Source organism: Pedobacter sp. NEAU-ZC8 (assembly GCF_059278965.1).
This window is the reverse complement of record NZ_JCAJXC010000016.1, coordinates 32,532-59,217: the sequence shown is the minus strand read 5'-3', so window position 1 is coordinate 59,217 and position 26,686 is coordinate 32,532. Positions and strand designations below refer to the sequence as shown.

23 protein-coding genes and 1 tRNA gene are annotated in these 26,686 nt (G+C 43.3%); 11 read left to right on the top strand and 13 right to left on the bottom strand.

Features of this window, described 5'->3' with window-relative positions; all coding sequences use genetic code 11:
- Nucleotides 1–276: 276 nt before the first annotated feature.
- Nucleotides 277–636, bottom strand: a complete 360-nt coding sequence (locus AC5WJX_RS13480) for a response regulator transcription factor (RefSeq protein WP_440429536.1) — start codon at nt 634–636, stop codon at nt 277–279.
- Between the two features lie 159 nt (nt 637–795).
- Between AC5WJX_RS13480 and AC5WJX_RS13475 the strand changes: the two genes are divergently transcribed.
- Together AC5WJX_RS13475 and AC5WJX_RS13470 are read left to right on the top strand one after the other, a co-directional pair.
- Nucleotides 796–975: a BF3379 family histone-like protein gene (locus tag AC5WJX_RS13475; protein ID WP_494484930.1), complete on the top strand. Its 180-nt coding sequence runs from the start codon at nt 796–798 to the stop codon at nt 973–975.
- Nucleotides 976–1,096: 121 nt separating this feature from the next.
- Nucleotides 1,097–1,849 (top strand): hypothetical protein, encoded by a 753-nt coding sequence (locus AC5WJX_RS13470; RefSeq protein ID WP_494484929.1) that lies wholly within the window; start codon nt 1,097–1,099, stop codon nt 1,847–1,849.
- A 410-nt stretch (nt 1,850–2,259) separates the two neighbouring features.
- On the opposite strand, the gene AC5WJX_RS13465 is transcribed toward AC5WJX_RS13470, so the two are convergent.
- The 3 genes from AC5WJX_RS13465 to AC5WJX_RS13455 all read right to left on the bottom strand — a co-directional run bounded on the left by AC5WJX_RS13465 (nt 2,260) and on the right by AC5WJX_RS13455 (nt 3,810).
- Nucleotides 2,260–2,335: transfer RNA gene (locus AC5WJX_RS13465), tRNA-Lys, on the bottom strand.
- A 76-nt stretch (nt 2,336–2,411) separates the two neighbouring features.
- Nucleotides 2,412–3,113, bottom strand: coding sequence for a DUF421 domain-containing protein (locus AC5WJX_RS13460; protein ID WP_494484928.1), 702 nt, complete (start codon nt 3,111–3,113; stop codon nt 2,412–2,414).
- A 1-nt stretch (nt 3,114) separates the two neighbouring features.
- Nucleotides 3,115–3,810, bottom strand: coding sequence for a DUF421 domain-containing protein (locus tag AC5WJX_RS13455; RefSeq protein ID WP_494484927.1), 696 nt, complete (start codon nt 3,808–3,810; stop codon nt 3,115–3,117).
- 255 nt (nt 3,811–4,065) lie between these two features.
- Here AC5WJX_RS13455 and AC5WJX_RS13450 point away from each other — a divergent pair, with 255 nt between their 5' ends.
- From AC5WJX_RS13450 to AC5WJX_RS13440, 3 genes are all read left to right on the top strand, one after another.
- Entirely contained in the window at nt 4,066–5,214 is a 1,149-nt protein-coding gene (locus tag AC5WJX_RS13450; RefSeq protein WP_494484926.1) for a glycosyltransferase family 1 protein, read from the top strand.
- Between the two features lie 69 nt (nt 5,215–5,283).
- On the top strand, nt 5,284–7,422 hold the full coding sequence (locus AC5WJX_RS13445) for a family 1 glycosylhydrolase (RefSeq protein ID WP_494484925.1): 2,139 nt from the start codon (nt 5,284–5,286) through the stop codon (nt 7,420–7,422).
- A 153-nt stretch (nt 7,423–7,575) separates the two neighbouring features.
- Nucleotides 7,576–7,857, top strand: a complete 282-nt coding sequence (locus AC5WJX_RS13440; RefSeq protein ID WP_440429526.1) for a hypothetical protein — start codon at nt 7,576–7,578, stop codon at nt 7,855–7,857.
- Nucleotides 7,858–7,908: 51 nt separating this feature from the next.
- On the opposite strand, the gene AC5WJX_RS13435 is transcribed toward AC5WJX_RS13440, so the two are convergent.
- Nucleotides 7,909–8,712 (bottom strand): SDR family NAD(P)-dependent oxidoreductase, encoded by an 804-nt coding sequence (locus tag AC5WJX_RS13435; RefSeq protein WP_494484924.1) that lies wholly within the window; start codon nt 8,710–8,712, stop codon nt 7,909–7,911.
- A 126-nt stretch (nt 8,713–8,838) separates the two neighbouring features.
- Between AC5WJX_RS13435 and AC5WJX_RS13430 the strand changes: the two genes are divergently transcribed.
- Nucleotides 8,839–9,300, top strand: coding sequence for a DUF4268 domain-containing protein (locus AC5WJX_RS13430; RefSeq protein WP_494484923.1), 462 nt, complete (start codon nt 8,839–8,841; stop codon nt 9,298–9,300).
- 74 nt (nt 9,301–9,374) lie between these two features.
- Here the strand turns inward: AC5WJX_RS13430 and AC5WJX_RS13425 are convergent, their stop codons facing one another.
- Complete coding sequence (locus tag AC5WJX_RS13425) at nt 9,375–9,815, bottom strand: Hsp20/alpha crystallin family protein (protein ID WP_440429523.1); 441 nt, start codon at nt 9,813–9,815, stop codon at nt 9,375–9,377.
- Nucleotides 9,816–10,147: 332 nt separating this feature from the next.
- Here AC5WJX_RS13425 and AC5WJX_RS13420 point away from each other — a divergent pair, with 332 nt between their 5' ends.
- Together AC5WJX_RS13420 and AC5WJX_RS13415 are read left to right on the top strand one after the other, a co-directional pair.
- Nucleotides 10,148–11,416 carry a cytochrome P450 gene (locus AC5WJX_RS13420; protein ID WP_494484922.1) on the top strand — a complete coding sequence of 423 codons (1,269 nt, stop codon included), beginning with the start codon at nt 10,148–10,150 and terminating at the stop codon, nt 11,414–11,416.
- Nucleotides 11,417–11,418: 2 nt separating this feature from the next.
- Entirely contained in the window at nt 11,419–11,997 is a 579-nt protein-coding gene (locus AC5WJX_RS13415; protein ID WP_494484921.1) for an NUDIX domain-containing protein, read from the top strand.
- A gap of 13 nt (nt 11,998–12,010) precedes the next feature.
- Here the strand turns inward: AC5WJX_RS13415 and AC5WJX_RS13410 are convergent, their stop codons facing one another.
- Nucleotides 12,011–12,538, bottom strand: coding sequence for an ankyrin repeat domain-containing protein (locus tag AC5WJX_RS13410; protein ID WP_494484920.1), 528 nt, complete (start codon nt 12,536–12,538; stop codon nt 12,011–12,013).
- 40 nt (nt 12,539–12,578) lie between these two features.
- The gene (locus AC5WJX_RS13405; protein WP_494484919.1) at nt 12,579–14,114 is read right to left on the bottom strand and encodes a catalase; all 1,536 of its coding nucleotides are present in this window, start codon (nt 14,112–14,114) and stop codon (nt 12,579–12,581) included.
- A 96-nt stretch (nt 14,115–14,210) separates the two neighbouring features.
- Here AC5WJX_RS13405 and AC5WJX_RS13400 point away from each other — a divergent pair, with 96 nt between their 5' ends.
- Nucleotides 14,211–15,149: a LysR substrate-binding domain-containing protein gene (locus AC5WJX_RS13400; protein ID WP_494484918.1), complete on the top strand. Its 939-nt coding sequence runs from the start codon at nt 14,211–14,213 to the stop codon at nt 15,147–15,149.
- Between the two features lie 37 nt (nt 15,150–15,186).
- On the opposite strand, the gene AC5WJX_RS13395 is transcribed toward AC5WJX_RS13400, so the two are convergent.
- The 4 genes from AC5WJX_RS13395 to xth form a co-directional block, all read right to left on the bottom strand.
- The gene (locus AC5WJX_RS13395; RefSeq protein ID WP_494484917.1) at nt 15,187–16,524 is read right to left on the bottom strand and encodes a TldD/PmbA family protein; all 1,338 of its coding nucleotides are present in this window, start codon (nt 16,522–16,524) and stop codon (nt 15,187–15,189) included.
- Nucleotide 16,525: 1 nt separating this feature from the next.
- Complete coding sequence (locus AC5WJX_RS13390; RefSeq protein ID WP_440429516.1) at nt 16,526–18,166, bottom strand: TldD/PmbA family protein; 1,641 nt, start codon at nt 18,164–18,166, stop codon at nt 16,526–16,528.
- A gap of 150 nt (nt 18,167–18,316) precedes the next feature.
- Nucleotides 18,317–19,879 carry a M20/M25/M40 family metallo-hydrolase gene (locus AC5WJX_RS13385; RefSeq protein ID WP_494484916.1) on the bottom strand — a complete coding sequence of 521 codons (1,563 nt, stop codon included), beginning with the start codon at nt 19,877–19,879 and terminating at the stop codon, nt 18,317–18,319.
- 131 nt (nt 19,880–20,010) lie between these two features.
- The gene (gene xth, locus AC5WJX_RS13380) at nt 20,011–20,787 is read right to left on the bottom strand and encodes an exodeoxyribonuclease III (RefSeq protein WP_494484915.1); all 777 of its coding nucleotides are present in this window, start codon (nt 20,785–20,787) and stop codon (nt 20,011–20,013) included.
- A gap of 282 nt (nt 20,788–21,069) precedes the next feature.
- Here xth and AC5WJX_RS13375 point away from each other — a divergent pair, with 282 nt between their 5' ends.
- A complete protein-coding gene (locus AC5WJX_RS13375; RefSeq protein WP_494484914.1) occupies nt 21,070–23,727 on the top strand; it encodes an MGH1-like glycoside hydrolase domain-containing protein in 2,658 nt (885 codons plus the stop codon).
- Nucleotides 23,728–23,738: 11 nt separating this feature from the next.
- Here the strand turns inward: AC5WJX_RS13375 and AC5WJX_RS13370 are convergent, their stop codons facing one another.
- Nucleotides 23,739–25,766, bottom strand: coding sequence for an FUSC family protein (locus tag AC5WJX_RS13370; protein WP_494484913.1), 2,028 nt, complete (start codon nt 25,764–25,766; stop codon nt 23,739–23,741).
- Between the two features lie 239 nt (nt 25,767–26,005).
- Between AC5WJX_RS13370 and AC5WJX_RS13365 the strand changes: the two genes are divergently transcribed.
- Nucleotides 26,006–26,686: a response regulator transcription factor gene (locus AC5WJX_RS13365; RefSeq protein WP_440429511.1), complete on the top strand. Its 681-nt coding sequence runs from the start codon at nt 26,006–26,008 to the stop codon at nt 26,684–26,686.

Sequence of the window (26,686 nt, the reverse complement as noted above, 5' to 3'; positions counted from 1 at the left end):
ACCAAAACAATGATGAGTTGTTGTGTAGCAAATTCAATGTCATGAAAACGCTAATAAGTCAACCGGAAGTCTCAAGCAAGAAAAAAGCGGTTCTCAGCCAGGAGGATACCTTTAGCTTGAATTCAAAACAAACTACCAACTCAAAAACCACTTATATAAAAAGCACTTCACCGATTATGGCTAAGCGAAAGGGTAATCCGAAATTGTATATTCTATAGGATAGGTTTTAGGAGCAATGAGTTTACAGGATAGTACTCAGCACAGGGGTTAAAAGGATTAATTCAGGATCTTTTTAACCCTTGTTAAAAAATTATCCAGATCAAAAGGCTTGTTGATAAAATCATCTGCACAAGCTTCCTCCAGAACGGATTGCGAACCAGCATGCGCCGACATAATTATTACCGGAATATTAACGGTTTTTTCGCTGAGCTTTAAGTTCCTACATAAATCAATCCCATTTCCATCCGGCAGCATGACGTCAAGTATAATGAGGTCAACATCTTCAACACGTTCCCGGTTAATAAAGGTGGTAGCATTTTCAAAGGATTCAACAACGTAATTCGCGTCTTCTAATATGTATTCAACAATAAATCTGATGTCGCCATCGTCTTCAACAATTTGTATATGTTTATTCATCTAAATCGATTTATGACTAACCTTTATTTAAAACCAAATTTAATGGATAATAGTTTTAAACCTCATTAAATAATATTTTAATCAATATTTTTAGGTTTTTATGCTAGAGTATTATTTCCCAAATATTATATATTTGAATCATAATTAAATAATTAAAATATGGAGAGGTTTACAAAAGTTAAAGAATTATTAGCTTCAGTAGAAGCGGATGCAGAAAAGTTCTACAATGCAGGAAACAACGCTGCCGGTACCAGGCTTCGTAAAGCGATGCAGGATCTAAAAGTTTTGGCTCAGGAAATTCGTACCGAGGTTACAGAAAAGAAAAATTCTGCTAAGTAGCAGTGATGATACTTAATGCTCCACAGCCTGTTTATACAGGCTGTTTTTGTATACAAGGGTTTTTAAATTTTGCTTTGTGAGCTCGTATATTTGTGCGCCAAGCTAACCTTAACTGAAAATCATGATGATTGAGCCCCTGATAAAACAACATTTTCCAAACGCCAAAACTGGCGCTGAAATCACAGAAACCTATTTAAAATTTATTTCTGGTGAGTATGGTTCGGAGATGGACAAGATCTTGTTCGCAACATCGCTCTGCTGTGATGACATCAATGTATCAACGGACTTCCGTCGCGTACTTACGAGGCCTTTTACTTTAGGCGGCCTGGGCGGCTTACCGTATGCAGGAATCACGGGTCTGGTGGCATTTGCGCATCACGTACCTGATGGGGGCGATGCCTTTATTTTTTATGGTCCCCATATCGGTATTACCGATGAAGGGTTGCTTGGTGAAATGCGCCGTCCTGGTCAGCAGCATCTAACCAACAGCTGCGGTGCGCTTGTGCTCGCTTTGGAGCGGCTAAACAGTAGCAAGCCTGTACTTCCAGAGCAGTATGAGCTTGATGCCCAGCAGTTGATGTTGGAGCGTTCTTTAGCTCCGCTAAAGGAGGCTGGCTCGCATGAGATTCAAATTAAAGATGCAGTCAATTTCACTTACTACAATGTACGAACCCGATTGCTTCGTTTGATCAAAGCGAGTCGTTCGGAATTTAAATGCAGAAGAATATTCTTGTTAGGGGGCATCATTATCAATACAAGTCCTGAATGCCACGACTATGTTGATATCAGAGATTTTGAAGTACTTGATCCCCAAAAGATCGAGGATCCGGAGCTCGTATCCATACTCGCATCAAAAGCGTTTAAAGCATTGTAAGCTTACACCAGTCTGCCGGATTTCCAGACAAATATCATAATCTCTTCAAGAACGTTAAATGTTATTTAAAGGCGGGCACTAGCCCGCCTTTGTTTTGAATGAGGATTTACTGAAGTATCGGCCTTGATACGTGTTTGTGACGTACCTGAAACGTAGTTGCTACGTAGTTCGTACGTATGGATACGTAGTAAGTACCTATTAAGCTCCTGGTAAACTCGTAGAGATCTCTGTCCTACATATGGCCGCTATACGGGCTCTGCTTTCTGGCTCCTCAACTTAGTATTTCTGGAAAAACAATTTTAGAATTTTAGAAGTGATAATGTTCCTCAACACGATATTGGGGAAAAGCGACATTCACTGAAACTAAAAAAGCCTTCAAAATTATACATTTTGAAGGCTTTTAGAATTCTTGGTGATCCCGCTGGGATTCGAACCCAGGACCACTACATTAAAAGTGTAATGCTCTACCAGCTGAGCTACGGAATCATCTCTTTTTTTGTTTCTGAAGAGGCTGCAAAGGTAGAATTATTTATTTAACATGCTAAATAAATTTTAAAATAATTTATTCTACCAGTTTCACGGCGGGTGCCCATTCAACGGATTTACAATTCGGGCACTTGGTACGCATTGTGGAAATCAAGGTTTTAGCCAATGTTCCGCAGTGACAACATACAAAATCATCGGTTTTACTTAATTTTCTCTTAGCAAAGTCCGGATCGATATCGGGCAGAACACTTAGTCCAATACCTGGTTCTTTCTCTTTAACGAGACTGAACATCCCATTTGCTTCAATATACAGGCGGTTTACCATACCAAGGTGAAAAATGCCCAGGCTTCTCAGTTGCGAGAATATTCTTTCCTTGCTAATGCGGGTATGCTCCATGGTTGGCAGGTTTAACACACCATCTTGTACGAGCACATCCAGATCATCCTGAGTTAAAGATTCAAAATCTTCGCTTCTGGAGGTTCTTCTGGAAACAAGATTTGTAAAAAGGATAATCACTATCGTTATAACTACAGGAGGGAGAATACCTCGATCCGGATTCATCAATGGAATACCCACGGCTGCTGCCAGCGATACCACTGCAGCCATTTCATTACGGCTGATCTGAGCGGACATCCGTTTGCCCATCAGACGCATGGAAACGATCAGGAGTGCATAGATGAGAAAAGCCCGGAAGATCAATTCGATAAAAAAGAAAGCAGGTATTTCTCCGATGAGTATTCTGTTAAAGTCGCTTAAACTTAATTCTTCTGGTTTCATATCAATGTATTATAGCTTCTTCCCAATTTTCACAGCCACAATTGTCGCACTTGCCATTTCGTTCTTTTTCGTTTTCAGCAGTACGCCCACACATGCGGCAGACATAAAAATGTTCATCTGATTTATTTTGGCTTTCGAGTATTTCACCATCTCTGGAGGGATATATAGACAGGCCTGGTTTTGGTGCGTCGAATTTGAAAACACTAAATATTCCACAACCCTCGATGTATACCCGTTCAACTTCGCCAAGGTTATAGATATTTTGGGCTCTCAGCACCCCGTAGAGTTGTTGCCTGGAGATGTTGGCTGCTTCAAGTTGCTCTGCGTCCAGTACACCATCTTTCAGCAGTATTGCTTCTTTGCCTTGAATCAGGTTTTCCATTTTGCTGCTTTTAATACCGAGTAGGTTAAAACCTCGCTGGAATGCCCATGCACATAGCAGCACGAAAATTCCCTGGATAATTCCCTTATCCGGAACTTGCATCGGCACACAAATAATAGCCCCGAGCGTCACCATAACTGCAAGTTCGGAGATGGTAAGCTGCCCACCCATCCGCTTTCCCATGAGCCGGAGTACAACGAGCAACACCAGGTACATGATCACTGTTCTTATCAAAACTTCTAATAGAAAACTGGTGGGCGCCGAGCCTATTAGTATTCGATGCCAGTCATCCCAAAGTATGTCTTCCTTTTTCATTCCTAAACATTTTACTCCACCTAAGCAAAATTTATTCCATGCGTCAGAAAATTTACTTTCCCAACAGGTTCAGGTAGTTTTACTAAAAGGCTGGTTATTAATAGCTAACCAAATAGGTATATGCCATTCAAACAATTTTCTGTTAACCGGGGTTTTATAGGCAAAACTTGAAAGCCAATAGTTAAACCAAGCCTTTGTTTGCCGGTTGAGACGAGCTGAGTTGAATTCAAATATTTACATCTTAACTAAATTTTTATGAAACAGTCCCTAGAAATGCCGACTAAAAATTTGATTTGCTTCTCTCACCTAAGGTGGGACTTCGTATTTCAAAGACCACAACATTTACTTACCAGGTTTTCGGCTCATGCCCATGTTTATTATATGGAAGAACCTATTTTTGACGTCAATGATGATGCCTATTTACACCTTTCTACCAGGGGTCAGGGCTTGACGGTCGTTGTTCCTCATCTTAAAGCAGGCATGAGTGCATGTGAAGTACATAACACGCTGATCGCCTTATTAGATAAATTCTTCCAGAATTCCGACCTTCAGGATTGGACTTTTTGGTACTATACACCAATGGCGCTGTCCTTCTCAGATAAGTATAAACCTAAGTTCATTGTGTACGACTGTATGGATGAATTATCTGCATTTAAATTTGCACCTGAGGAGCTGATCACACTCGAGCGCAGACTACTTGCAAAAGCTGACCTTGTATTTACTGGAGGACACTCCTTATATGAATCCAAGAAACAACAGCATTCTAATATTCATCCATTTCCGAGCAGTATTGATAAGGCGCATTTTGCACAGGCTCGGTCAGTTGAAAAGCAACCTGCGGATCAGCAGCACATTGTTGGAAAAAAACTTGGCTTTTATGGTGTAATCGACGAGCGTTTCGACATCGAGCTGATTGGTAATATGGCAACCTTAAGACCAGACTGGCAGTTTGTGTTGATTGGTCCGGTGGTAAAAATTGATGAAGCTATTTTACCGAGAAATAAAAATATTCACTACCTGGGACAGAAGTCCTACAATGAACTGCCTGGTTACCTAGCTGGCTGGGATATCGCATTGATTCCGTTTCAGTTAAATGAGTCGACCAGATTTATTAGTCCAACAAAAACTCCCGAATACCTCGCTGCAGGTAAACCTGTGATCTCAACGCCAATCCGCGATGTGGTAAAGCCTTATGGTATTAAAAAGCTTGTACATATTGCGTCTTCTTGTGATGAGTTCATCGAGGCTATTGAATCTGAGTTCAGCAAGCAGGATACCTCGGAGTGGTTAGCTGAAGTTGATGAATTTTTGAACGACATCAGCTGGGATCAAACTTTCGAAACCATGGTTAGACACATGAATGTTACCTTAAACAGCAATAAGAAAATTTCTATCGCGAGTTAAGGATGTAAGAACAGGCTACCTGTATAACTTACTACGTACAAAGAATCTGAATGATCTTATTTATAAAGTATGGAAATTTGGGGAGGCATTGAATGTACCATCAACCGGGTAGGGGATCAATATTTTGATCAGTTAACCTACCAGGGGCATTATACCCGGAAACAAGATCTGAAAATGCTCTCGGATCTTGGAATAAAAAAGATACGATATCCCATTCTTTGGGAAAAACATCTTCCTGAGCGGAACGCCGTGATCGACTGGTCTTTTACCGCTGGTCAGGTGGAATATCTAGAGGCGAATAACATTGATGTCATTGCCGGTCTGGTGCATCACGGTAGTGGGCCGGCTTACGTCAATATGCTCGACGAAACATTTTCAACCGGTCTGGCTGCATACGCCGAGCAGGTTGCCATACAGTTTCCCTGGATCAAATATTATACTCCAGTAAATGAACCTTTAACTACAGCCCGTTTTTGCGGGCTTTATGGTTTATGGTATCCGCACAAGAATGATGACGAAAGCTTTCTACGTATCTTATACAACGAATGTAAAGCGACAGCCCTGGCCATGCAGGCCATCAGGCGGATTAATCCAGAAGCCATGTTGGTGCATACTGAAGATATTGGTAAAACTCATGCTACCAAACTTCTTCAATACCAGGCAGATTTCGAAAATAAAAGAAGGTGGATAGGGCTGGATTTATTATGTGGAATGGTTGATGAAAATCATGATCTCTACAATTACCTTATAAAACACGGCATCAGGCCTGATGAACTTAGATACTTCAGTGAGAATCCATGTCCGCCGGACATTTTGGGTTTCAATCACTACATTACCTCTGAGCGGTTTTTAGATGAACGCCTGGATTTATATCCACCCCATACGCACGGGCGCAATGGCAAACATGCCTATGCTGATGTTGAAGCCGTCCGGAGTTCAGATGCGGTCCTTGCCGGTCCTAAAGCACTACTGAATGATGCATGGCAGCGATATGGGATGCCTTTGGCCATAACAGAAGCACATCTGCACTGCGGGCGTGAGGACCAACTAAGGTGGCTAAACTATATTATTCAGGCTACTGAGGACTTGGAGGCTGAGGGTGTTGATATCAGGGGTGTGACCGTCTGGTCGCTATTCGGTGCCTATGGTTGGGACCGCCTATTGACAACTGCAACGCGTAATTACGAGTCTGGTGCTTTCGACGTTCGGACCGGAGAGGCACGTCTTACCCAGATTGCAAAGATGGTTGCCGATCTGGCAAAAGGTAAAGGTTACAGCCATCCTGTGCTCGAACAACAAGGCTGGTGGCAGCGTAACGATCGAATTTTATATCCACGATCTGGAGCAGCAAATATCATTGTTAACCCTGGTCCCAATCCGTTGTTGATCATAGGGTCGGATTCTACCTTGGGGATGGCTCTGGTAGATATTTGCAACCACCGAAATATTAACTTTGTTGGGCTTTCCAGCAAACAGTTAAACCTGTCTTCAATTCAGGAGATTGAAGCTGCGATAAACAAGTATAGACCCTGGGCGGTTGTAAATGCGGCAGATTTTTATCAGGTAGAAGATGCAGAACTTGATCGTGAGAATTGCTTTTTAACCAACACAGTAATTCCTGCAAATCTTGCTATATGCTGTAAAAAGTCCGGTGTTCAACTGCTTACCTTTTCTTCCGATCAGGTTTTCGATGGACGCAAAAATAGTGAGTACACGGAATCGGATAGCGTTAATCCACTAAATCTCCTAGGTTTAAGCAAAGCCAGGGCAGAAGAGCAGGTGCTAAGGGCTTACCCGGAGGCATTGGTTGTTAGAAGCAGTGAAATTTTCTCCAACCTGGCTGATGATAGTGCTATGAGTCGGATGATTGCAGCATTAAGCAGACGGGAAAGTATCGACGTCGCAGATGACGTATTTATTTCACCAACATTGGTTAGCGATCTAATTCATAGTAGTTTAGATTTGCTAATTGATGGAGAGGCTCAGATCTGGCATGTTGCAAATCAGGGCACCATCAGTTGGGCGGATCTGGCCAGGGAAGTTGCGTCCAGAGCAGGGTATAGCTCCACACTTCTGGTTCGGAAACCGTATGCGGAGTTAAATTTCAACGCAGCCAGACCGAGTTATAGTGGTTTGACCAGCGATAGAGGCGTCTTTTTACCGACGCTCGAAAATGCCCTAGATCGATATTTCAGCGTGATGAGCTAATCAACAATAAAATATGTAAATAATTTAAACCTAAATCTTGAAATCATGTTCATACCTATAATCGTCGGAATAATCTTCCTGGTGGGAATATTCATTGCCTATAATGCTTATAAAAGCAAAAAGTAAACCATTGAAAACTATAATCATTAAATTATGAGTTCATCCAATCAAACACATGATCACAATACCATCAAAAAATGGGTTGAAGAAAGAAAAGGTGTTCCGGCCCGTGTTAAAGGAACAGGTAAAAATGGAGATGAAGGTGTACTAAGGATACATTTTCCAGAACATAGCGACAGTACCAATTTGGAGGAGATTGAATGGGACGATTTCTTTAAAGACTTCGATAGTGATAAACTTGACTTTCTCTATCAAGATAAAAAGGCAGATGGCGAGACAAGTACTTTCCATAAGTTTGTTGCCCGTGAGAAATAAAAAGAGCCTCCTTTTGGAGGCTCTTTTTATTCAAGCAAGACAGTGTATCGGTTAATCCTCCTTTTTTTCCACGGGCTTCTGCTGTTTATACATACTCGCCGCAGCCATGCTGTCGGGCTGCATATTTGCCATACCCACCTGAACTTTATTCATAAATCCAGATATTATTTTGGCATCGCCGGACATTAGCGCATCAAAGCCGTCTTTTGCCACCTTCTCAGGATCAGCATGTGGCATATCCTGCACCATTCGGGATTCATTCATCTCTGCTTTGTTGAAGAAATCAGTTTCGGTTGCTCCCGGTAGAAGCGCGGTAACCGTAATACCTTTATCTTTCAGTTCGTACTGAATGCTGGCAGACCAGGTATTGATGAAAGCCTTGGTTCCATGATAAACCGATTGCAGCGGTCCGGGTGCTTCTCCAGCTATTGAACCGACATTAAGTATCTTTCCTGAACCGCTCGCGAGCATGTCCTGCAAGAAACAAGAGCTGAGTGCCACATAGCCACCTATGTTGAGCTGTATCATGTCCAACTCACGATTGATATCGATGTCCTTGAATTCGCCATATGCCCCTTGTGCAGCATTATTTACCAGGACCTCCACATTCAAACCGAGGTTTTTCACCTCATCATACACTTCAAATGGACTTTCTCTTTTAAACAAATCTTTGGAGATGGTGTGTACTTTCACCTGGTGGTTTTGTGTCAGCTCCTGCGCGACCTGCTGAAGATCGGACTGGTCTCTGGATACCAGTATAAGGTTATACTGATCGGCAGCTAAAAGCTCGGCCAGCGCTCTTCCAATGCCGCTGGTACCGCCCGTTACCAACGCGTATTTTTCTTTGTTTTCCATAATTTTCTATTTAGTAGGTAGATTGATTTAGAAATAAACAAATGAGCATTATCCCTGTTTGAAGAATTAACAATTGCATTCAGCGGTACAAAAATGTAGTTTTACACCCTTTATTTTATCAACACATTGTATTCTAAAGAACAAGCTTCCAACCTCAAACAGGCATTCTGGACCGCATTTGGCCAGTACATGGCCCTTCAACCAACTGCTGATGGGACGAAGGTAAACTGGGTGAATTACAAAACAGGGATTAAACATCTCTACTTCAGGATGAATGCAGACCAACATACTGCTAAAATTGCGATTGAGATTGCACATCCAGACCCTGGTATCCAGGAGCTGGTGTTCGAGCAATTTAAAGCTTACCGAAACATTCTCGTTGGCAGCTTAGGTGAAGAATGGGACTGGTCGCTCCATAGCAAGGACGCCTATGGAAAGACGATCAGCAGCATCAGCAAGGAAATTGATCAGGTGAACATTTTCAAACAGGAAGACTGGCCAAAGTTAATCACGTTTTTCAAACCAAGAATTATGGCGCTTGATGAATTTTGGTCTGACGCAAAATATGGTTTTGATCTGTTTTCGTAATGTTAGCATGCCTTAATAAAATAAAAACGCCAGCACTAAGGACTGACGTTTTTGTTTCGAACTGATCGACAAGATTACTTGATCTCGATCTGACGAACAATTTGTTTGGCTTCGTCTTTCTTCGCAACATGGATATTTAGCATACCATTGTTGTAGTGCGCTTCTATTTGAGCATCGTCGGCTGTATCTGGAAGCGCAAATGAGCGAACAAATGAACTGTAGCTAAACTCACGTTTATTGTACTGTTTATTCTGCTCGCTGTGCTCGGACTTTTGTTCAACCGATACGGTTAACAAGTTCCTGTCAAGCTTAATGTTGAAGTCTTCTTTTTGTAACCCTGGAGCGGCCATCTCAATCATGTAATGATCTTGTGTTTCGCAGATGTTCACTGCAGGAACCCTTGAGACCATTCGATCTGAGAGGAACGAATCATTGAACACAGACTCAAAGATGTCGTTGAAACCAGTGTTTAAGCTTTTACTGTTGTTTCCGTTGTTAAATTTAATAAGTGACATAATAAATCCTCCTTTTTAGAAAAAATGTTAAATCAATTTATTAAAAGAACTTTTAGAATTTTCTAAGTGCTTTACAAGTGCTGTGCCATCCAAAAAATCGACCTTTTCAGCTGTAAAAAATGCATTTTTACTGAAAAATTTTCTTTCATAACTGAAATCCTGACAGATGTTTTCCGGCTCATCAAGTTCAATCGTGGTTACGAGCAAGCCCTATGTTTGAGACCGTTCTTATGCGAAAGAACGATCTTAGCACTGGCCGATCTTTTCATATAAATTCGATTAAATAAAACCGCTTTGCGAATGCACTTGTTTTGATGTGAAAATCTTAAGACGTGAAGCGATATCCGAATCAAAATGTAGCATCCCTGAATGCCGCCGCAGCAGCTTACCATCTTTTCAACGATGGTTTTACGTTCATTATGAATCGTCGGCGATTGATGAATACCGATGTTTTTACGATTGATGTTCCCGGTTTAAAGGTGATTTGTATTGGGGGCGAAGAAGCTGCCAGTATCTTTTATGATCCCGATAAATTTGTTAGAAAAGGTGCCATTCCGATTCCTATCCAGAAAACCTTAACCGGCGTAGATGCGATTCATACGACGGATGCACAGCAGCATAGTCATCGAAAAGCCTTGTTCATGTCTTTTATGACCGAAGATCAGGTTGCCAGGTTGCAGCGGCTGATCAGGCATGAACTGCATGTTGCTTCAAACTCCTGGATTAATCGCGATCGCATTGTGCTATTCGAAGAGTCTGGTATCATACTTTGCGAGGCGATTTGTGCATGGGCCGGGGTTCCGCTTGCCCTGAATAATTCGCCCTTGCGGGCAAAACAGTTTATCTCAATGGTAGATGCCTTCGGAACCATGGGGGCGCGCCACTTTAAAGGGGTAAAGGCGAGGAAACAAGTTGAAAGCTGGATTACAGAACTTATTGAAAAGGTTAGGAGCGGGCAGGTACATGTTGATCCAAACAGTCCTTTATACCTTTGTGCACACTATAGAGACCTCGATGGGATGGAGCTCAGTGCAAAGCTGGCAGCTATAGAGCTTATCAATTTACTGCGCCCAACGGTAGCCATTGCCTGGTACATTACCTTTGCGGCTACAGCGTTGTTTACTAATGATAGCTATAAAGCACAGTTCATCTCCGGGGCTGAGGCCTATCAGGATAATTTCATCAACGAAGTGAGGAGGTTCTTTCCATTTGCACCTTTTATGGGGGCAAAGGTGCGGGAATCTTTTGTCTGGAACGGGGTAGAATTCTCCAAAGGTAATCTTGTCCTTTTGGATATGTATGGCACGAACCACGACGACCGCCTTTGGGACAATCCTTTCGCCTTTATTCCGGAACGATTTGGCGGGCGGCAGCTAAAACCCTACGATTTTCTTGCTCAAGGGGGAGGTTATCCGGAGACTGGTCACAGATGTCCTGGAGAACTGATCACGATCGAGACACTCAAAACAGTTTTGCAGTTCCTCGCATCAGAAATTGAGTTTTCGATTCCAAAACAAGATATGTCTTATCCTTTCTCGAGAATGCCAACTCGCCCACGTGACGGGTTTATTATGGAAAATATCAAACGAACACAGCAATAGCCATGACCGAAGTTAAAATATTCAGCGAAACTACGTTAGCCGAAAAGAAATATCCACTAAAGGAGATCAGCTTTGAGAAGCCAGGACATGGCGGAAAGCCGGTAAAGCAACTCCATGAGATTTATTACAGGCCAGATGCTGTGGCGGTGTTACTTGTTGATTATCAGGAAAAAACCATCCTGCTGACCAATCAATTCAGGGTAGCCTCTTTCATCAATGGAAATCCCTCGGGAAATTTGATCGAGGCATGTGCAGGCTTAATCGATGAAGGCGAATCACCGGAACAGGCTGCTCAGCGTGAGGCTTTGGAAGAAACAGGCTACGGTATTTCCAACCTGAAAAAGGTTGGTGCTGTTTATCCTTCGGCAGGCGGCGTAACAGAATTCCTCCATCTGTTCATTGCGGAGTACGACAGTAAGGGTGCGCATGAAAAAGGCGGTGGAGTAGAAGAGGAGGGCGAGTACATCGAAATTGTCGAACTGACCTTTGAGGAAGCTAAAGCCAGAATGCTCGGGGGCCAGTTCAATGATGCAAAAACTTTGTTGTTGGTCCAAAGCTTCTTTCTAAATCTGCAAGTTTAGCGTACCTGGTGGATCAATTTTGCTCCAGCATCGAAATGATCAGTTCATTGCCCTGCCCACGCGCATAATCCACAGGCTGTTTGCCAAAGCGATCACGCATCGTTTTGTCGGCTTTATGGTCAAGAAGTAGCTGCACAAGATCTGCATGGCCGAAGGTAGAAGCAAAAAACAAAGCACTTGCACCATTACTATTGACCAGATTTGCTGAGGCACCGTTTGCCAGCAGTAAGGCCACAAGTGGCTTATAGCCCTTGAAGCATGCACCCATTAGTGCTGAGTTTCCAGCCTGATCCTGAAGATTCACATCAGCCTTTGCATCGATAAGAAGCTTAGCAACCGCATCACTATTGTTGTATACCGCTAGTATCAAAAGCGTATGGCCACTTTGGTTTAGTGAGTCAAACTTCTTGCCTGCATTTATGTATGATTTCACTGCAGCACTGTCGTTTGCACGCACAGCGTTGAAGATATCGTCGCCTGTTTGTGCTTTTAGTCCTGTGTTGAACAGGAGGATGATGAACGATAAGTAAATAGTTTTCATGGGTATATGGATTTAGGGCGCCATTAGGCGCCCCGGAGTTTTATTTTTGTGTGTTAGCGATTACTTGTTCAAGTTCCGCTCTGGAAAGGTTAAGTTCTTTTGCTAAGCGCATTCCATAGTCGCGATCTGCCTGGTAGAAATAGAAAATCATCTTTGCGACAGTGGTCTGATTATTTACCTGCTTCAGTGCGCCTGAAAGGTTCGCAATCAGATTATCCTGATCTTTTTTCGAAAAGGAACGGTATAGTTCGCCAGCTTGTTTGAAGTCGTTTGGCTTTGAAATTTTTGCCTGGGCGGTTTCGACATTTTTGAACCTGGAAACTGAATACTTGAACTTGGTATCTTCTTTCAATTCAGGTCTGTTTTCAGAAGGTTGATAATTGATGTCGCCAAAACCCTGTTTCTTAGAGGACATCACACCATTTTGATTGTAGTTATTAGATTCTACTTTCGGTGCATTTACCGGTAACTGCTGAAAGTTGCCGCCAATACGGTAACGTTGTGTATCAAAGTAAGAGAACAATCTTCCTTGCAGTAGCTTATCTTCTGAAGGCTCAATACCAGGAACAAGGGTGCCGGGAGAAAATGCACTCTGTTCCACTTCCTGGAAGTAGTTATCTACATTCTTATTTAAGGTCATTGTACCAACAAGATGTAATTTCGCTACGGACTCAGGCCAAACCTTTGTAACGTCGAGTGGATTGAAGTCCAATGCATCGAATTCTTCCGCTTTAAGTAGCTGTACATACAGGTCCCATTTCGGAAAATTTTTAACCTTGATGTTATTGAAAAGATCCATCGTTGCATGTTCCGTCATTGTTGCCTGGATCTTGTCGGCTTCTGCTTGTTCCAGGTTGCGCTCACCTTGTTTAGACTTCCAGGTGTACTTAACATACGTCACTTCTCCTTTTTCGTTAACCCATTTGAATGCATGTACACCAGAGCCGTTCATTTCCCTGAAATTGGCTGGAATGCCGTAGTCGGAAAAAAGCCAGGTGAGCATGTGTGTCGCTTCGGGCACATTTGCAAAGAAGTCAAATACCCGGCGTGGGTGGGAGGCTTCATTGGTTAATGGTGATGGTTTGAAGGCATGTACCATGTCAGGGAACTTTATCGCATCCCGGATAAAGAATACTGGCAAGTTGTTGCCTACAAGGTCGTAATTACCATCTTCTGTATAAAACTTCACAGCGAAGCCACGTGGATCGCGGTAAGTTTCAGGGGATCCTGCCTGATGAACAACGGTAGAAAACCGGACGAACAAAGGGGTCTTTTTGCCTTTGGCGGAAAACATCTTGGCTTTTGTCACTTCCGAAAAGTCTGCAGCAGCAACAAATTCGCCGTATGCGCCTGCACCACGTGCATGGACTACGCGTTCAGGAATACGCTCACGATCAAAGGCGGCAAGTTTTTCAATTAAATGGATATCCTCCAGCAAAACCTGACCATTGTTACCAATGGTTTTAGAATTTTGATTGTCTCCAATCACGGCGCCTGTGTTCGTTCGCATGGTCTGCGCAAAGAGCGTTTGCCCGCCAATTGCCAGCAATGCGAATAGTGTAATTTGTTTCATCATGTGTTTTGTGATTTAATTCAGACTCAAAAGTAGAGAGGAACCTGGCGTTCCGATAACTGAAATTTTCTATCTTTGGCATCGACAAAATCTATAGCCTTGAATATCCAACAGTTAGAATACATTATTGCCGTAGACCGGTTTAAAAATTTCACCAGAGCAGCGGAACATTGCTATGTCACACAGGCTACGCTTAGTGCAATGATCAAGAAGTTAGAGGTTGAATTGGACATAATCCTGTTTGACCGTACTCCGAAGGGGGTTTATACAACCGACGCAGGTTTGGAGATCATTGATGAAGCCAGGAAAATAGTATTGCATAGTCAGCTTCTTGCAGAAAAAGCCAAGAAGATTAATGGTAACATTGCCGGGGAAATTAAGATTGGAATAATCCCAACAATCGCAAATTCCCTATTGCCAAAAATTATAAAGCCTTTACTTGATGTTTACCCTGAGTTAAAGCTTGAAATCGCGGAACTCACGACAGATCACATTATTAATCAGCTGAAAGCAGGGCAAATTGACATTGGGATTTTAGCTACACCAATCACAGCATCCGAAATTGACAAGGTCGTATTGTTCCATGAGTCCTTGATGGTTTATGGCGACCTGAGTACGGATAAGAAATATATTTTACCAGAGGAGATTCGAGAACAAAAGGTATGGTTGTTTGAAGAGGGACATTGTTTGAGAGAACAGTTCATACAGCTGTGTTCGTTGAAGAAGGATGAAGTGTCTGTAAAGAATTTAAAACTTGAGGCAAGTTCATTTGATACGCTTTTGAATATGGTTGATGAGTTTGGAGGATTAACCCTGATTCCGGAGTTATACTATCTCTCGTTATCTGAAGAGCGTCGAAAACGGGTAACGCCATTTAACGCTCCCGTACCTGTAAGGGAAATGAGCATTGTCTTTCATAAACCACACGCTAAAGGAAGAATTATAAAAGCGCTTGCAGACTTGATTAGAAGCAACATCAATGAGACGTTGCGTTCACATCTCATTCCCGAAGAAGAACTTGACGTGATCAGTGTTTAGCGCATAAAAAAGGGAGATGTTGAATCTCCCTTTTTTATTATACGGCATCTGATAAGGATGTAAAATTGAAATCTCTGATTTTTAATGGCGGAATCAGGTAATTGTTGTTTGATTCGTCGCTTACTGTTCTTTCCGGTATACCGAGTTCTTCAAGATTATTAAGCATAATTACCGGGCTTTCGTTGAATCGGAAGTTCTTGACGGGAAACTTAATTTCCCCGTTTTCAATGTAAAAAGTACCATCTCTTGTTAGGCCGGTTAATAGGAGTGTCTGTGGATCAACAGAGCGGATATAATATAACCTGGTAACCAGAATACCTTTTTCTGTTCCTTTGATAAGCTCTGCAAGTGTTTTAGAGCCACCATCCATGATAACGCCACTGGGGCCCGGAAGTGGTGCTTTGCCTTCTTTTGCTGCCCAATACCTAGAAACAGGCATGTTCTTCACCACGCCCTTTTCAATCCAGTAAGTTTTTTGCACTGGGAGTCCTTCACCGTTGAAAGTTGATCCTGGGAGTTCAGGATGCCATGGATCTGAATAGATGTTTACACGCGGGTCAACCAGTTGTTCCCCAAACCTGGTCTTGCCACCAGCTTTGCTTAAAAAGCTCCTGCCTTCATCGGCAGAGCGCTCGTCCATGCTGAACGTTATGTTTTCAAGTAATACTGCAACAGCCGTAGGCTCAAGAATGACCGTATATTTCCCAGGCTCTATAGCCTTGGCAGCCACGGATCCGAGTGCTTTCTTTGCAGCTATTTCGGAAGAGCCTTTGGTGTCGAGCTTGCTGAAGTCATTATAGCCCTTTGTGACATATCCAGATCCTTTACCATCTTCCGTACGCATGGTTATACTGAACTCTAAGGATGAACCCGTTTCATATGCAAAAAGCCCCTTGGTGTTCATTATGGCTGTGTATCCAGTGCTGTTTTCCAAGAAACCTGCGGCATTCAATTTATGTGCTTTAGCGACCTCAAGGCTGTTTGCTACGGCGTCGGCACGCTCTTTAGGACCCGCCGCTGCAGTGGTCTCAGCATACATTTTCGATGGGGGACCATATTGCTGTGGACCGACAAATGGCACATACTCGGGGTTTTCTGGTGCCAATTTAGCGAGCTCCTCTGATCGCTGTACCGCGTTCTGTATAGAGGCGTCGTCTAATTCATTTAAGGTAACGATCCCTAATTTCTTCCCAAATGCTGACGCAATTTGTAAACTAGTGCTACTTACGGCTCCACTAGTGCTCACCTGATTGCGTGCATAACGGATGTTAGCGCTATCGCGACCAGACATATTAACCTCACACTCGTCTGCTTTAGAGTAGCTAAGGACCTTTTTCAGTAGTGCCTGTGCCTCTTCTTTTGTTATTAATGCCATGTTATGCGATTTTTCTAGCTGTATTTATAACGTTAACTCCATTGAACCTGGCGGTGGAAGATCCATGTGACACCGCACTTGACTGACCGGGTTGGCCCTTGCCATCGAAAAATGTTCCACCTAGGCGATAGTCACTTTGATCGCAAATCGCAACACAGGAGTTCCAGAATTCCTGCGTATTTGCCTGATAGGCGACATCTTTCAGCATACCTGCAATTTTTCCGTCCTTAATCTCATAGAAGAGCTGTCCGCCAAACTGAAAATTATATCGTTGCTGATCAATGGAGAACGAACCTTCGCCCACGATATAAATGCCCTTCTTTACATTTTTGATCTGGTCAGCAATCGTCAGTGGCTTAGTGCCGGGCTGCAGTGACACATTTGCCATGCGCTGAAACTGCACGCTGGCCCAATTGTCTGCGTAGCAACATCCTTGAGAAGCATCTAAACCAATGATGTGGGCCTGATCCCGTATCGCCTGATAGTTAACCAGAATGCCATCTTTAACCAAATCCCATTTGCCGCATTTTACCCCTTCATCGTCGTATCCAACGGCACCGAGCGATCCGGGTTGTGTCTTGTCTGCCACCATGTTCACGATACCACTTCCATAATCGAATTTCTTAGTCTGCCATTTATCAAGCGTAAGGAAGCTGGTTCCGGCAAAATTTGCTTCATAGCCCAGCACTCTATCGAGCTCTGTGGGGTGCCCGCAAGATTCATGTATGGTCAATGACAGGTGGGAGGGATCAAGTACCAGATCATACTTACCGGGTTCTACCGACTTGGCCTTGATCTTTTCCGAAACTTGAGTTGCACCTTGTCTAGCATCTTCCAGCATGTCATAGCGGCCTTTGTAAAGCGTTCCTGCAGGTGTCTTTACTTTGTCTTGAGGCCTAGCATCCAGATATTCGTATCCCATTCCCATGGGTGCGCTAAGGGCATTTCGGGTTTCATATTTTCCGGAGGCTTTATCAATCTTGGTAATAAAGAACGTTGGCCAGATGCGGTGAATGTCCTGATCAATGTAGGAGTTGTCGGTAGAAGCGAAATACTTTTGTTCATTCACCATGAACATGATAGAATTAACATAATCAGCGCCACCTTTCATCGCTGCATCGTTCACTGCTAATAGTAAATCAACCTTTTCTTTAATGGGAACTTCAAAGGCGTTCTTTTGAATTGGCGCTTTCCAAGATACTTCACCGTATCCTTTTTGAGGTGCCAGATTAACAGGCTCGGACTGCAGTCTTGAATTTTCCTTTGCAATAGATACCGCGAGGGCGGCGGTTTTAGCGATACTATCTTTATCCATTTTATCCGTAGCGGCGAAGCCCCAGGAGCCATTCGCAATAACGCGGATTCCAATGCCATAGGATTCGGTATTGACCAGGTTTTCTACCTTGTCTTCCCGGGTAATAACATACTGATTTAAGTACCGTCCAATCCGAACATCTGTATACGTTGCACCATTTGAGCGGGCAGCATTAAGTGCCACATCAGCCATAATCTTTTTTGCTGCCGGATCGACATATTCCAGAGACTTCTCTATGGGAATATCAGTTCCCCAGACAGGTATTGCTGGTATCATTGCCATCGCAGCGCCGATACCTGATAGTTGGATAAAATTTCTACGCTTCACTTTTGATTGTTTAGTTAACTAAATATAACTAAGGGAAAGCAGCTTTTGTAGAAGTTGCATTTTTTTATACGTTTAGAATGAAAAAAAGCCCTGAAGTAATATCCTTCAGGGCTTTTTGACCAATACTTAAATTAGTGTTATCTGGAATATCTACTTGTCTAATCCACCTCGGCGGGTTGCTTTGTTTTGTACAGGCCATTTTACACCTTCAGCTTTTACTGTCGATGATTTCTCTGGATCTTCACTCGCCATATAGGCCATGATTGCGGCAAGCATAGCATTGTTTTTCACATCATCAAATACAACCTTGTCATAGGTGTCACGGTTGGTATGCCAGGTGTACGATCCATATGACCAGCTTAATGAGCTCAAAGAGAATCCTGGTGCACCTGCAGCAACGAAGGAGGCGAAGTCAGAACCACCGGCACCTGGTTTACCTGGAAAATCAAGTTTAATCCTGTTCTTCAAGGTATCAGGAACTGCAGCTAACCATCTTCCAAGGTAGTCTTTGGAGTTTGCAAAACCCTGACCAGCCAAGTTCACCACACGGCCAGTTCCATTATCCTGGTTAAATAATGCTTGTAAATTCTTTACGATCTCCGGGTGATCTTCAACAAACGCCCTTGATCCATTAAGACCTTGTTCTTCACTTCCCCAATGGCCCACAAGAATGGTTCTTTTTGGATTTGGGTAATATTTCTTCAGCAGACGCATTGCCTCCATCATGGTGATCGTTCCGGTACCATTGTCGGTTGCTCCGGTTCCGCCATCCCATGAATCAAAGTGTGCCGAAAGGATTACATATTCCTCAGGCTTTTCCGTGCCTTTTATTTCAGCTATCGTGTTAAAGGTCGGAACTACGCCAAGTTCTTTAGATTCCGTATGCATGCTGATAGTCGGCTTTTTACCTGACTCAGCAAGACGATATAGCAAGCCATAATCTTCCAGGGCAATGTCAACGGTAGGAACCTTTTTGGTATAAGCGCTGAAGATTTTACTTACGCCGAAGCCAGCAGACCAGTTGTTTGTAATAATGCCTACAGCACCTGCATTTTCTAAAGCTACGGGTAGGGTACGGGTGGTGTAGCCGGTTTTAGCAATGCGGTTACGCCATGCGGCAGTCCGGGCAGTACGCTCGGCTTTCATTTTCTCAAAAGATTCTTTCAGTGCAAACTCTTCCCAGTTGTAGTCTGGACGGCCGGTTGGCTGTGCCATGGAGATCATCACGAATTTACCCTTAGCAGTAGGCAGCCACTTCTGAAAAGCGACTGAATCTGCTAGATCCGGAAGTATGATCACCTCTGCTACGCTGGTTTTTTTACCCATCCCAGGGCTCCAGGCAAGCTGAGTGCCTTCAAGTGACCGCACCCAGGGGCTAACCATGTCTATATGGGAAATACCACGTTCCCAGCCACGCCATTCACCCCATTTTTCATTGCGGGCAGATATACCCCAGCTCTTATACTTTTCAACTGCCCAGTCGTTTGCCTGCTTCATCTGCGGCGTACCCACCAGTCTGGGACCAATGCCATCGAGAAGCTCGTGTGCAAGTTGCTCTACTTGAGAATTGTTTGCACCTTCGGCCATGATGTTGTCGATCACTGCTTTATTGGTTTGTGCGAAAGCGGTACTGCCGCAGAGCAAAAGACCCATTAAAAACGGCCTTGCCATATGCCGCATGTTAAAGTTTAGTTTTTGGTAAGTTTGTTTCATGTTTCTAATTTAATAAAAATAGCGGTTCACAGCTATTGGTATCTTGCTGGAGTAAAGGATATGCTGCTCATACTCTAAGCTTTGCATAAATCGTGTAGCTATAAATTTACAAGTGTAGCTAAGGCTTGCTGTTATAAGTTTTCAATTTCGATCCACACTGGCGCGTGATCACTTGTTTTTTCCCAGCCTCGCACATGACGGTCAACTTCAGCTGCCCGTAGCCTTCCTTTTAATTGCGGGCTGAGTAAAAAATGGTCAATACGAAGTCCTGCATTACGGCCATAAGCATTGCGGAAGTAGTCGAAGAAGGTATAAATGACTTCCTCAGGATGTAAGGTTCTCAAGGCATCGGTCCATCCTTGTGCAACTAAATTGTGGAAGGCCGTCCGCACTTCGTGTCTGAAGAGGGCATCCTCGACCCAACGTTCCGGCTTGTACACATCTAACTCGGTAGGCATGACGTTGAAGTCACCAGTAAGGATCACTGGCATATCGTAACTTAGAAGCTGTTCAGCATGGTTATGCAGGCGTTCAAACCAGCGAAGCTTGTACTCCAATTTTGGCCCCGGAGCTGGATTACCATTGGGGAGGTACAGACAACCAATCACGACATTATTGACCAACGCCTCAATGTACCGGCTTTGCAAATCTTCGGCATCGCCCGGTAAACCGCGGCGTAGTTCCTTAATCTCCAGATTACGCGCAAGAATTGCCACACCGTTCCAGCTTTTCTGTCCATGCCAAATTGCGTTATATCCAGCTTCAGCAATCGCCTGTTCTGGGAATTTTTCGTCCGGCGCTTTCAATTCCTGTAAGCAAACAACATCTGGCTGTGTTTCCGCCAGCCATCTTAGCAATACCGGCAGGCGCCCGTTTATACCATTTACATTATAGGTTGCGATTTTCATTTTTAAAAATTTAAGTCAAGTTAGGAAAAAGCATTAACAAAACTTCGGCAGTTATGGCAGGGAAAACTTAAAACTGCCTGTGATTAAGATGATTAAGTTTGATCATTATGTTTATGTGGCATGAAATTTAGTGTTTAATTTGATACAAGTCGCTGAATACTATAACAGTGCAGTCATCTCTGAAAAATCTTACCTTTACAGGACAAGGCCAACAAGAGAAAAAATAGCTTAGTCCCTGCAAAGGGGCTGAAGTATCTTAAAGCCAAACTATACTTTCAATACATGAATCAGGAATCGAAGCGCTTAGCGATAGCAAATTGGAAAAAGTGGGGCCCATACGTATCAAACCGACAGTGGGGAACAGTTAGAGAAGATTATAGCGCCAATGGCGATGTTTGGCAATCTGTAACACATGAAATGGCCCGCAGTAAAGCATGGAGATGGGGGGAAGAAGGCATCGGCGGAATATCAGATGAAAAACAATATCTATGCTTTGCGCCGGCGTTCTGGAATGGCAAAGACCGCATAATCAAGGAAAACCTTTTTGGCCTGTCCAATAACGAGGGGAACCATGGGGAAGATGTTAAAGAACAATATTATTATCTGGATTCTTCACCAACGCATTCCTATATGAAGATGCTGTACAAGTATCCTCACAATGCATTTCCCTATGAAGAACTTCGGGCAGAAAACCGTACACGCAGCAGGGCCGAACCTGAATTCGATCTCATCGATACGGGTATATTTAACGATAACGCATACTTCGATATCTTCATTGAATACGCTAAGTCCGCGCAAGAAGATATTCTGATAAAGATTACCGCCCATAACAGGCATGAAGATACCGCTCCATTAACCATTTTGCCTACCATCTGGTTCAGAAATCGCTGGTCCTGGGGGTATCACGAGAAACATGCTCAGCTATCCAAAAAAAGTGGCACGACACTGGAGGTTTGGGAAAAACATCTTGGACGTTACTACCTATATGCTGACAGGCCTGCCACCTGGTTGTTTACAGAAAATGAAAGCAATCCGAACAGGCTGTACAACGCTGTGGAGCAAAAAGGGTATTTCAAGGACGGGATCAACGATTATATAGTTAACCAAAAACAAGATGCCGTAAATCCGGCGCAGACCGGCACTAAGGCAGCAGCCTTGTATACGCTTGAAATTGAAGGTGGCCAATCTGCAACCATACAGCTACGCCTGAGTAAGGATAGTTTGGAACTGCCATTTATTGACTTTAACGAGATTTTTAATGAGCGTATTTTCCAGACTGACGAGTTTTATAATGAGCTTCAAGCGGACCTCGAAGACCAGGATCAAAAGAATATTCAGCGACAGGCGCTTGCAGGCTTACTCTGGAACAAGCAGTTTTATGATTACAACGTGCGGAAGTGGCTTAAGGGCGACCCCACAAGTCCTGAACCGCCATATGAACATTCGAACTCGAGGAATGTAAATTGGAAGCATTTGAACAGTGCTGACGTAATATCAATGCCGGATAAGTGGGAATTCCCATGGTTCGCTGCCTGGGATCTGGCCTTCCACTGCGTGACTTTTGCCCTTGTTGATGCAGAATTTGCAAAACATCAACTGTTACTGCTTACGAAAGAATGGTACATGCATCCTAACGGACAGCTTCCGGCCTACGAGTTTAACTTCGATGATACCAATCCACCGGTACATGCCTGGGCTGCATGGGAAGTGTATAAGATGGATATGAAAAACAACGATGGGAAAGGTGACCTGCCTTTTCTAGAGTCCATATTCCAGAAATTGCTGATCAACTTTACCTGGTGGGTAAATCGGAAAGACCATGCGGGCACGAATGTGTTTGGTGGAGGTTTCCTCGGATTGGATAACATCGGAATTTTCGACCGGAGCATGAAGCTGCCTTCAGGGATGACCATTGAACAGGCTGATGGTACGAGCTGGATGGCTATGTATGCGTTAAATATGATGCATATCTCTCTGGAACTTGCACTCAACAACCGGGTGTATGAAGATATGGCCACCAAATTCTTTGAACATTTCTTGTATATCGCCGGGGCGATCATGAACATCATGGGGCCAGATGATACTGGATTATGGGATGAAGAAGATGAATTTTTCTATGATGAACTTCAGTTAGGTGATGGCCGTGCAGTAAAGCTAAAACTTGTTAGCATGGTTGGACTTGTTCCACTTTTTGCAGTTGAGGTTATCAAGGAAGAAACCTTGAAGAAATTGCCGCAGTTTGCTGAGCGGATGCAGTGGTTCCTGGAACATCGCCCGGACCTGGCTTCTCTGGTTTCGAGATGGACAGAAACAGGTTCTGAAAACAAACACCTTTTAAGTCTGCTCAGAGGTCACCGGATGAAAAGGATTTTACATAGGATGCTTGATACATCTGAATTTCTGAGTGATTATGGTATACGAAGCTTATCAAAACAATATGAGGAAAAACCATATGTGTTTAACAGTAGTGGAGAGCAGTTCGTTGTGGCGTATTTACCTGGCGAAAGCGACAGCAGTATGTTCGGCGGTAACAGTAATTGGCGTGGGCCAATTTGGATGCCCATGAATTACCTGATCGTGCAAAGTATCAAGAAGTTTAATGATTACTTCAGTGAAGATTTTACCGTTGAATATCCTACAGGATCCGGAAACATGCTTTCACTGGATGAAATTGCAGACGCACTTAGTGAGAGGCTAATCGGAATTTTCACGCTAGATGAAAAGGGTAGAAGGGCCTGTTTCGGCGACAACGAACTGCTGCAACATGACCCACACTTTAAAGACTACATTCTGTTTAACGAATATTTCCATGGAGATACCGGAAGGGGATTAGGCGCTGCACATCAAACCGGCTGGACGGCATTAGTCGCGAATCTGATCTTCGAAAGAAGCCGTGTGGGAAAGAAACATATCCTGTCTGCTGAAGAGATGGTTGGTTAAACTGAAGGTTTTTAAACCTTCAGTTTTTCAGTAAGCTTATAGATGTCGTACGCAACTTTCTGAATGGTGATGAACTGCTGAAATACCGACTCTTCATTCTGGCTTAATTCGACCTGATCCTCCTTCTTGATTTTGATCAAAGGAACGTTGTTCTTTTCGTCCTTATGGAATTTGAGGCTTTCCTGTGATTGTGTGATCAGGTAGGCTGTGTTCTCCGTCAATGGCCTAATCAGGTCAAGATGTTCGAGCGTAAAATCATGCTCTTTGTAATAGAGTGCCAGTGTTGCAATATAAGACGAAAGCAAGTGGTTTAAAGCCGTAAACTGATGAAGCTCTTTTATCATGAACTGTTTACTTTTTGGTTCCGAAAACATCCGTTGAAACAATGAGGAAAGATTCGCTGTGGCAACATAGACTTCTTTTCGAGCGACTTTATAATTCGTGAAATCTTTAGTGTTCTCGAAAAATAATGAACTAACCTGGTTGAAGTAGCTGCAGTTTGCGATGAGCATATGCAACATGTCACTTTTTAACTTTTCGTGTTCCCAATTTGGAAACAGGAAATAGCTGGCGAGAAATGCGATACCAGAGCCGATAAGCGTATCGTAAATTCGTTCCGTGGCCACTGAAATTCCACCCATACCTAAAAATTGAAACAGGATGATCACATACGGCGTCATAAAAACGACGCTAACTACGTAGTTTTTGCGCTGAAAGCTGTAAGAGGCAATCATGCAGATCAGCAGAATAAAGAACAGTGCATCTTTATCGTGAATAAATTGCAGTGCGAGAATACCGATCCCGGCACCAACCAGGGTACCGATAATCCGCTGAGAATTACGTTCTTTAGTAAGGCTAAAGCCTGGTTTGGAGATCACCAGGATGGTGAGCAAGATCCAGTAACTGTGTGAGAAGTCCAGGGACCTCGAAATCAGGTAACCGACGAGCATTACAATAGCTACCCGCACAGCATGTCTGAAGGTGGAAGACTGGAAGGTCAGGTTTTCAAAGAAGAGCTTCTGGTCAATGTTTTGCCGGGTTAAGAAGCGCTCTGTATCGATCGAACGTCCTTCAATTTTCTTCTTTTCCCCTTTATCGAAATAGCGGTTTACCGTAACCACACGGTTCAGGATGTTCTCAATATTTACTTCTATATTTCGCAGGGCAATAATACCTAGCGTGTTAAACTTCCCATTAACATTATTGCGCTCGAGTTCGCTGATTTCCTGTTTTAGCGCCTGCACGTCTTTTATCAGTTGAACCGGTTTTTCCGGCGTTCCTCCGCTCTTTAAAGCAAAGGCTTGTTCGTCCAGTTCGTGCGCAATTTTCAAGATCACAGCTTCGTATTTGGCCAGGATTCCGGTAGAATCAAATTGATCATGAAGCTCTTTGTAGTTGTAATAGGTAGACATGATCTGCTCGAAAAGATCGACCATATCGACAAACACGAGCATCAGAAATCTCCCTTCGGGCGTCGAATCTCTTACAATTTCCCGGGTCCTGAATAATACATCCCGAACAGCATCTTGTTTCTCGTGCACCTGAATTTGCAGGTTGAGCAGTTCAGCGTAGTTCTCATCAAAGTTGGTATTCTGCTTGTAGAACTTGGCTTTCGACCTTAAAAATTCACTAATCTCCATGATGCAGTCGCTGAGCGTTTGCTGCACGATCCGGTAAGGCCGTAACCGGTAGAAAAAATAACTCAGCGCGGTATACCAGAGACTTCCAATTAACACCAAACCGCCATGTATCATAACATCTTCCCATCGACGGACATCGTCAATACTAAGAACAAAGATGAGCAAGCAAGCGGTACCCACGGCACCTGCCCGAATGCCATATACCGAAAGCATGGTAAAAAAGAAACTGAAAGCGGTTAATATAATGCCAGTGAGATAGTAATTCCGGTTTATTAACCCGATGATCAGACTGATGACGGTAATCAATGCTGTAGTGATCAACATGGCATTTCTCCGATGGGCGATCGGACCCGGAGTATCTACAATACTCACGCAGAGCGCACCTAATGATAAGGTCATCCCATATCTCAATAAACCATATTGAGCCAGAATTAATGAGGGTAGTAGTACGCCAACTGTTATTTTTAGTCCATCAGCAAAATATGTACTTAATAAAAAATCCTGTGTGCTTCTTATCGGTTTATTAAGCATATCGTTGTTTAGCGGAAATTAGTAACATCGGCAAATTTAGAAACATTTACCAGATCAAGACCCTGATGCAAACAAATGTAATGCCTGAATAGCTACCTTTGAGGCATATGCCAAAAATTGGAATAGCAGAAGATGATCAAAAGATTTCCGGTTTAATTAAAGCTGGGCTGGAGGAGCATGGCTATGAAGTAAATGCCTTCACAAACGGCAGAATCGGATATCAAGCATTTTCGACCCAGGAGTTCGACTTGCTGATTCTGGACGTGATGTTACCTGAGCTGTCCGGTATTGAAATTTGTCGCCAGCTCAGAGCGAATGATGTAAAAATACCAATATTGATGTTAACGGCTCTGGGCACAGTAGATGATAAGGTTGAAGGTTTTAATAGCGGAGCCGATGATTATCTATTGAAGCCATTTCATTTCAGAGAACTTCTGGTTAGAATTGAAGCCTTGTTACGGCGAACAACATCCGGCACAAAGGAAGAGACGGTCGTGCTTAGCTACGAAGATCTAAGTCTTAATACCCTAAGTAAGGAAGTTCAGCGTGCGGGAACACCTATTTTGCTTACTGCGAAAGAACTCGCCTTACTGGAAGTCTTTCTACGCCATCCGAACCGTTTATTATCAAGGCAGTTCATTGCCGAGCAAGCCTGGGACGTTAATTTTGACACAGGAACGAACGTGGTTGACGTGTACGTAAACTTTTTACGGAACAAGGTTGAAAAAGGCTTTAGCAAGAAGCTGATTCACACGAAGATTAACCTGGGATATATCCTTAAGTCCTAA